5 protein-coding genes are annotated in these 6,355 nt (G+C 72.0%); 3 read left to right on the top strand and 2 right to left on the bottom strand.

The genetic code is table 11. The features are described 5' to 3' along the window. Positions 1-32: 32 nt before the first annotated feature. On the bottom strand, positions 33-785 hold the full coding sequence (locus FPZ41_RS43990) for an SDR family oxidoreductase (protein ID WP_152870213.1): 753 nt from the start codon (positions 783-785) through the stop codon (positions 33-35). Positions 786-918: 133 nt separating this feature from the next. On the opposite strand from FPZ41_RS43990, the gene FPZ41_RS43985 reads away from it, so the two are divergent. Then, the gene (locus FPZ41_RS43985; RefSeq protein ID WP_152870211.1) at positions 919-2,589 is read left to right on the top strand and encodes an alkaline phosphatase D family protein; all 1,671 of its coding nucleotides are present in this window, start codon (positions 919-921) and stop codon (positions 2,587-2,589) included. On the opposite strand, the gene FPZ41_RS43980 is transcribed toward FPZ41_RS43985, so the two are convergent. Continuing rightward, on the bottom strand, positions 2,576-3,688 hold the full coding sequence (locus FPZ41_RS43980) for a Gfo/Idh/MocA family protein (RefSeq protein ID WP_152870209.1): 1,113 nt from the start codon (positions 3,686-3,688) through the stop codon (positions 2,576-2,578). The two genes, FPZ41_RS43985 and FPZ41_RS43980, sit on opposite strands and share 14 nt — an antisense overlap. Before the next feature lie 83 nt (positions 3,689-3,771). On the opposite strand from FPZ41_RS43980, the gene FPZ41_RS43975 reads away from it, so the two are divergent. Both FPZ41_RS43975 and FPZ41_RS43970 read left to right on the top strand, forming a co-directional pair. Beyond that, positions 3,772-5,190: a multidrug effflux MFS transporter gene (locus tag FPZ41_RS43975; RefSeq protein ID WP_152870207.1), complete on the top strand. Its 1,419-nt coding sequence runs from the start codon at positions 3,772-3,774 to the stop codon at positions 5,188-5,190. Continuing rightward, positions 5,148-6,355, top strand: a 1,208-nt coding sequence (locus FPZ41_RS43970) for a serine hydrolase domain-containing protein (RefSeq protein WP_152870215.1), incomplete at its 3' end; no start/stop codon positions are given. The genes FPZ41_RS43975 and FPZ41_RS43970, both read left to right, overlap by 43 nt.

Raw genomic sequence — 6,355 nt, 5'->3', positions numbered from 1 at the left:
GGGCGGCGGAGGGCGGGGACAACCCGGTCGCGCTAGCCGCGCCCCACGTACGGCATCGCCGTCGCCAGGACCGTGGCGAACTGCACGTTCGCCTCCAGTGGCAGCTCCGCCATGTGCCGTACCGTGCGCGCCACGTCCGTCACGTCCATCACCGGCTCGGTCGCGAGCTGCCCGTTCGCCTGCGGTACGCCCCGCTGCATGCGCTCGGTCATGTCGGTCGCCGCGTTGCCGATGTCGATCTGGCCAACGGCGATGCCGTATGGCCGGCCGTCCAGTGACAGCGACTTGGTGAGGCCGGTCAGGGCGTGCTTGGTCGCCGTGTATGCGACGGAGTGCGGGCGGGGCGCGTGCGCGGAGATCGAGCCGTTGTTGATGATCCGGCCGCCTTGGGGGTCCTGCTCCTTCATCTGACGGTACGCCGCCTGCGCGCACAGGAACGCGCCGTTGAGGTTGGTGTCCACCACGTGCCGCCAGGCCGAGTAGTCCAGCTCCTCGACGGGTACACCGCCCGGCCCGAACGTCCCCGCGTTGTTGAAGAGCAGGTCGAGCCGACCGAACCGGTCGTGTACGGCCGCGAAGAGCGCCGCGACGTCCTCGGGCCGTGAGACGTCGGCACGGACGACGAGGGCCTCGGGGTGACCGGCTGCGGTCTCGGCCAGTTTCTCCGCCCGGCGGCCCGCGAGCGCCACCGACCAGCCCGTCCCCAACAGTTCCTGCGACACGGCACGACCGATTCCGGAGCCCGCGCCTGTCACGATCGCGATCTTCGTTTGCGTAATCTTCATGAGCTCTCAGCGTAAGCGAGGGTCCGTCATACGGAACTCATCAGTCCGACATCTGAGTGTTGTGTACGTGACAGGTGTGCGTTGACCCTGGCCACTCCAATGCCTGGTACAACCACCGTCAGGGGAGGGCCAGATGACACCCGCAGCCCATCAGCCACCGAACGCCCCCTCAGCGTACGAATCCTCGCGACACGACCACGAGCTCCGTGCCGCGGCACGCCACCTGGGGCGCCGCCGGTTCCTCACCGTCACCGGTGCCGCCGCCGCTCTCGCCTTCGCCACCAACCTGCCGGCCGCCGGTGTGGCGAGCGCCGCCGAACTCGACGCGGCGCAGATCACCGAGAACCCGTTCACGCTCGGCGTGGCCTCCGGCGACCCGCTCTCCGAATCCGTGCTCCTGTGGACGCGGCTCGCCCCGTCGCCGTACGAGGCCGACGGCGGACTGCCCGCCGAACGGGTCACCGTGCGCTGGGAGCTGGCCCACGACGAGCAGTTCCGGCGCATCGTCAGACGCGGCACCACCACCGCCCACCCCGAGTTCCACCACAGCGTGCACGTCGAGATCGGGTTCCTGGAGCCCGGACGCGTGTACTACTACCGCTTCCGCGCGGGCGACTGGATCAGCGAGACGGGCCGTACGCGCACGGCGCCCGGCCGCTTCGGCCTCACCACCCCGCTCACCTTCGCGGCCGTCTCCTGCCAGGCGTACCACGACGGCTACTTCACCGCGTACCGGCACCTGGCGTCCGACGACGTCGACGTCGTCTTCCACCTCGGTGACTACCTGTACGAGTACGCGGTGGACTCGGCCGGCGGCAACCGCAAGTACACCGACCGCACCCTGCCCGCCGTCTTCAACCGCGAGACGGTCACCCTGGAGGACTACCGCCTGCGGTACGCCCTCTACAAGACCGACCCCGACCTGCGGGCCGCCCACGCGGCGCACCCCTTCGTCGTCACCTGGGACGACCACGAGACCGAGAACAACTACGCCGGCGACATCCCCGAGAACTCCGTACCCCCCGAGGAGTTCCTGCTGCGCCGCGCCGCCGCGTACCGCGCGTACTGGGAGAACCAGCCGCTGCGCCGCCCGCAGCGCCCCGACGGCCCCGACATGAAGCTCTACCGCCGTCTGCAGTGGGGACGCCTCGCCCAGTTCGACATCCTCGACACCCGCCAGTACCGCTCCGACCAGGCGTACGGCGACGGCTGGCAGTTCCCCGGCCCCGAGTCCGAGGACCCCTCGCGCACCCTGACCGGCGCGACCCAGGAGCGCTGGCTGCTGGACGGCTGGCACAACTCCCGCGCCGTGTGGAACGTGGTCCCGCAGCAGGTCACCTTCTCCCAGCGCCGCAACGCCACCGGTGACTCCTACAAGCTCTCGATGGACTCCTGGGACGGCTACCCGGCCTCACGCGAGCGGCTGCTGGCGGGCGCCGACGCGGCCGGCGTCGAGAACCTGATGGTCCTGACCGGTGACGTGCACGTCGGCTACGCCTTCGACATCAAGCGCGACTTCGACGACCGCTCCTCCCGGACGGTCGGCACGGAGATCGTCGCCACGTCCATCACCAGCGGCGGCAACGGCTCGGACAAGCCCGCCAACTGGGACACGTACATGACGGCCAACCCGCACATGAAGTTCTACAACGGGCGGCGCGGCTACGCGACCGTGGCCCTGGACGAGGACACCGCACGGACCGACTTCAAGACCCTGCCCGCGGTGACCACTCCGGGGGCGGCGATCACCACGGTCGCTTCCTTCGTGACGGAGGCGGGGAGCCCGGGGCTCAAGCCGGCGTAGCCACCGGCTCGTTCTCGTCCGGCCCGTTCTCCTCCGGCCCGTTCTCCTCCTGCTGGTCTCCCCGGCTGCCCTGCCGGTCGTCCTGCCGGTCGTCCCGCCGGTCGCCCTCGCCCGAGTAGCGGACGCCGACGCGGTCCCGTATCGCGTCGAGCGTCCGCATCACGGCGAGGGTGCCCTCCAGGGGGACCAGGGGCGACTCGGTCTCGCCGGCGCGCAGGGCGCGCATGACCTCGCGGGCCTCGTGCTTGAGGCTGTTGCGGGGGCCCGCGGACGGGTCGGCGCGGAAGGTCTCCGGGTCCCGGCCGTCGCGGTGCAGCACGAAGTGGTCCGGGAAGAAGAAGCCGTCCGGGATGTCGATACGGCCCTGCGAGCCGGTGACCGAGGCGGATGTGGCCGTGCCGCCGGTGATGGAGCAGTGCACCGAGGCGAGAGCACCGCTCTCATACGAGAGCAGCGCACCCGTCTGCAGATCGACGCCCTCGTCGGAGAGCACCGCTCGCGCCGTCACGTCCGAGGGCTCCCCGAGCAGGAGGTGGGCGAAGGAGACCGGATAGACGCCGAGGTCCAGCAGCGCGCCCCCGCCCTGTGCCGGGTCGCGCAGCCGGTGCGACGGCGGAAACGGGCCCGCAAGACCGAAGTCCGCCTGCACGGTACGGACCTCACCGATCACCCCGTCCCGCACCATGCCGGCCATACGCCGCACCAGCGGATTGCAGTACATCCACATGGCCTCCATCAGGAAGCTCCCGCGCTCCTTCGCCAGCGCGACCAGTTCCCCGGCCTCCCGCGCGTTCAGCGTGAACGCCTTCTCGCACAGCACGTTCCGCCCGGCCTCCAGGCATAACCCGGCGGCGGCCCGGTGCGCGGAGTGGGGTGTGGCGACGTACACGACGTCCACGTCCGCGTCCTCGGCGAGGGCGCCCCACTGGCCGTACGCCCGCGCTATCCCGAACCGCTCCGCGAACGCCTTCGCCGACTCGGTGCTCCGCGAGGCCACCGCCACGACCTCGGCGTCCGGCAGGTCCACCAGGTCGGCGGTGAACGACGCGGCGATACCTCCGGTCGCCAGGACTCCCCATCGCACCGGCCGGTCCGCCATGTCCCACCCCTTGATCTGTGACCCCGAACACTCCGTTCGAACTGAGAGCATAGGCGGGGGACCGAACAGAGAGGGAGGGGCACATGCCCGAGCGTGGCCGTACCACGCGGGACCAGGAAGTCCCGGAGGGGCACATACCGAACACGACGGTGGCGGAGCCAACGGGGGGCACGACCGGGACCACGGCTGGCGACACGGCCGGGGGCCCGGCCGGGAACACGACCAGGGGCACGACCGGGAAGCCCGGACCGTCATGGAACGGACCCGACCGCGGCGCCCCCCGCCGCACCGGCATCCTCGTCACCCTCATCCTCGGCGGCCTCACCGCCACGCCCCCGCTGGCGATGGACATGTACCTTCCGTCGCTGCCGGAGGTCACGAAGTCCCTGCAGGCGCCCGCCACGACCGTGCAGCTCACGCTCACCGCCTGCCTCGCCGGCATGGCGCTGGGCCAGCTGGTCGTCGGCCCGATGAGCGACCGCTGGGGCCGCAGGCGGCCGCTGCTCGCCGGACTCGCCGTCTACGTCGTCGCCACCGCGCTGTGCGCGCTCGCGCCCACGGTGGAGGCCCTCATCGCCTTCCGGCTCGTTCAGGGCCTCGCGGGATCGGCCGGGATCGTGATCGCGCGGGCCGTGGTCCGCGACCTGTACGACGGCATGGCGATGGCCCGCTTCTTCTCCACGCTGATGCTGGTCTCCGGAGTGGCGCCGATCGTCGCGCCACTGATCGGCGGGCAGATCCTGCGGGTCACGGACTGGCGGGGCGTGTTCGTCGTCCTGATCGGCGTCGGCGTCGCGCTGACGGCGGTCGTCTGGTGGCGGCTGCCCGAGACGCTGGCCCCCGGCGACCGGCACGGGGGAGGCGTGGGCGAGGCCCTGCGCGCGATGCGCGGACTGCTCGCCGACCGGGTCTTCACCGGCTACATGCTGGCGGGCGGCTTCACGTTCGCCGCGCTGTTCGCGTACATCAGTGCCTCCCCCTTCGTGATCCAGGAGATCTACGGCGCCTCCCCGCAGACGTTCAGCCTGCTCTTCGGCGTCAACTCCGTCGGCCTGGTGATCGCGGGTCAGATCAACGGCAAGGTTCTCGTCGGCCGCGTCGCACTGGACAAGGTGCTGGCGACGGGCCTCGCGATCGTGACGCTCTCCGCGATCGCACTGCTGCTGATGTCGGCGGGGGTCTTCGGCGAGGTGGGGCTCTGGCCCATGGCGGCGGGGCTGTTCGTCCTCATGAGCGCGATGGGCATCACGCTGCCCAACACCCAGACGCTCGCCCTGGTCCGCGTACGGCACGCGGCCGGTTCGGCGTCCGCGCTGCTCGGCACGTCCTCGTTCCTCATCGGCGCGATCGCCTCGCCGCTCGTCGGAATCGCGGGCGAGGACACCGCCGTCCCGATGGCCGTCGTCCAACTGGCGGCCGCGCTGGTGGGCGTCGCCTGTTTCGTGGCACTCTGCCGCCCCTGGACCACACGACCGGCCGAGAGCTTGGGGGAAGAACGCTGAGCGCCCCGAGACTGCGCACCGGCACCCCGGAACGGGCCGGCCTCGACCCCGGCCAACTCCGCCTCCTCGTCAGCGAGATCCGGGCCTGCACGGAGGAGGCCGAGGAGGCCCCCACCGGGGCCGAGGCCGCCGGGGCCGGGGCCGAGGGCGAGCGCCCGTGGGCGGCGGGCGCCGTCGTGATCGCGGGACGCGGCCCGGTCGTCGCCGTGGAGGAGGCCATGGGCTGGGCGGTGCGGTACACGGCGTACGACGAGACGAGCGACACGGCCGTCGAGCTGCCGCCCGAGGACCGTGTGCCGGTGACCGTGGACACCCCCTTCGACCTGGCCTCCCTCACCAAGCTGTTCACGGCGGTGGCGGCCGCGCAGCAACTGGAGCGGGGCACCCTCGGGCTCGACACGCGCGTGGGGGCGTACCTGCCGGACTTCACGGGCGCCGCCCGGCACGACGTGACCGTACGCCAGCTCCTCACCCACACGTCGGGCCTGCGCCCCGAACTCCCGCTGTACGACTGCCCTACGGACCAGGCCCGCCTGGCCATGCTCCGCGTGGAGGCACCGACGACACGGCCGGGTACGGCGTACTGCTACTCGGACCTGAACATGCTCCTGCTGCAGCACGTCCTGGAACGCCTCACGGGCCGCGGACTGGACGTCCTGATCCGCGACGGCATCACGCGCCCCCTGGGCATGACATCGACGGCCTTCGGCCCGTGTCCGGGTGCGGCGGCGACGGAGGACCAGCGGCGCCCCTGGGCGAAGGCGGACCGCGGCATGCTCCGTGGCGTGGTCCACGACGAGAACGCCTGGGCCCTCGGCGGGGTCGCGGGCCACGCGGGCCTCTTCTCCACGGCCCGGGACCTGGCGGTCTTCTGCCGCGCGCTGCTCGCGGGCGGCTCCTACGGGCCCGCCCGCGTCCTCGGCCCCGAGCTGGCCGACCTCATGCTCACCCCACCGGGCCTGGGCCTCGCCGTCGACCAGCCGTGGTTCATGGGCGAGTTGGCGGGACGAGGGGCGGCGGGCCACACGGGCTTCACGGGGACGTCGCTGGTCCTGGACAGGGCCACGGACACGTTCCTCGTACTGCTGGCGAACACGGTGCATCCCCGCCGGCGCGCGCTCCCGGACAACCGGGTGAGGGCGAGGGCGGGGACGCGGGTGGCCCG

Source organism: Streptomyces acidicola, assembly GCF_009377235.1.
Taxonomy (GTDB): domain Bacteria; phylum Actinomycetota; class Actinomycetes; order Streptomycetales; family Streptomycetaceae; genus Streptomyces; species Streptomyces acidicola.
The sequence above is the reverse complement of the archived record's forward strand: the minus strand, read 5'-3'. Positions and strand labels throughout refer to the sequence as shown.

Coding starts and splice junctions, on each gene's coding strand:
- FPZ41_RS43990 (WP_152870213.1), bottom strand. CDS start 785: ATGAAGATTACGCAAACGAAGATCGCGATCGTGACAGGCGCGGGCTCC.
- FPZ41_RS43985 (WP_152870211.1), top strand. CDS start 919: ATGACACCCGCAGCCCATCAGCCACCGAACGCCCCCTCAGCGTACGAA.
- FPZ41_RS43980 (WP_152870209.1), bottom strand. CDS start 3,688: ATGGCGGACCGGCCGGTGCGATGGGGAGTCCTGGCGACCGGAGGTATC.
- FPZ41_RS43975 (WP_152870207.1), top strand. CDS start 3,772: ATGCCCGAGCGTGGCCGTACCACGCGGGACCAGGAAGTCCCGGAGGGG.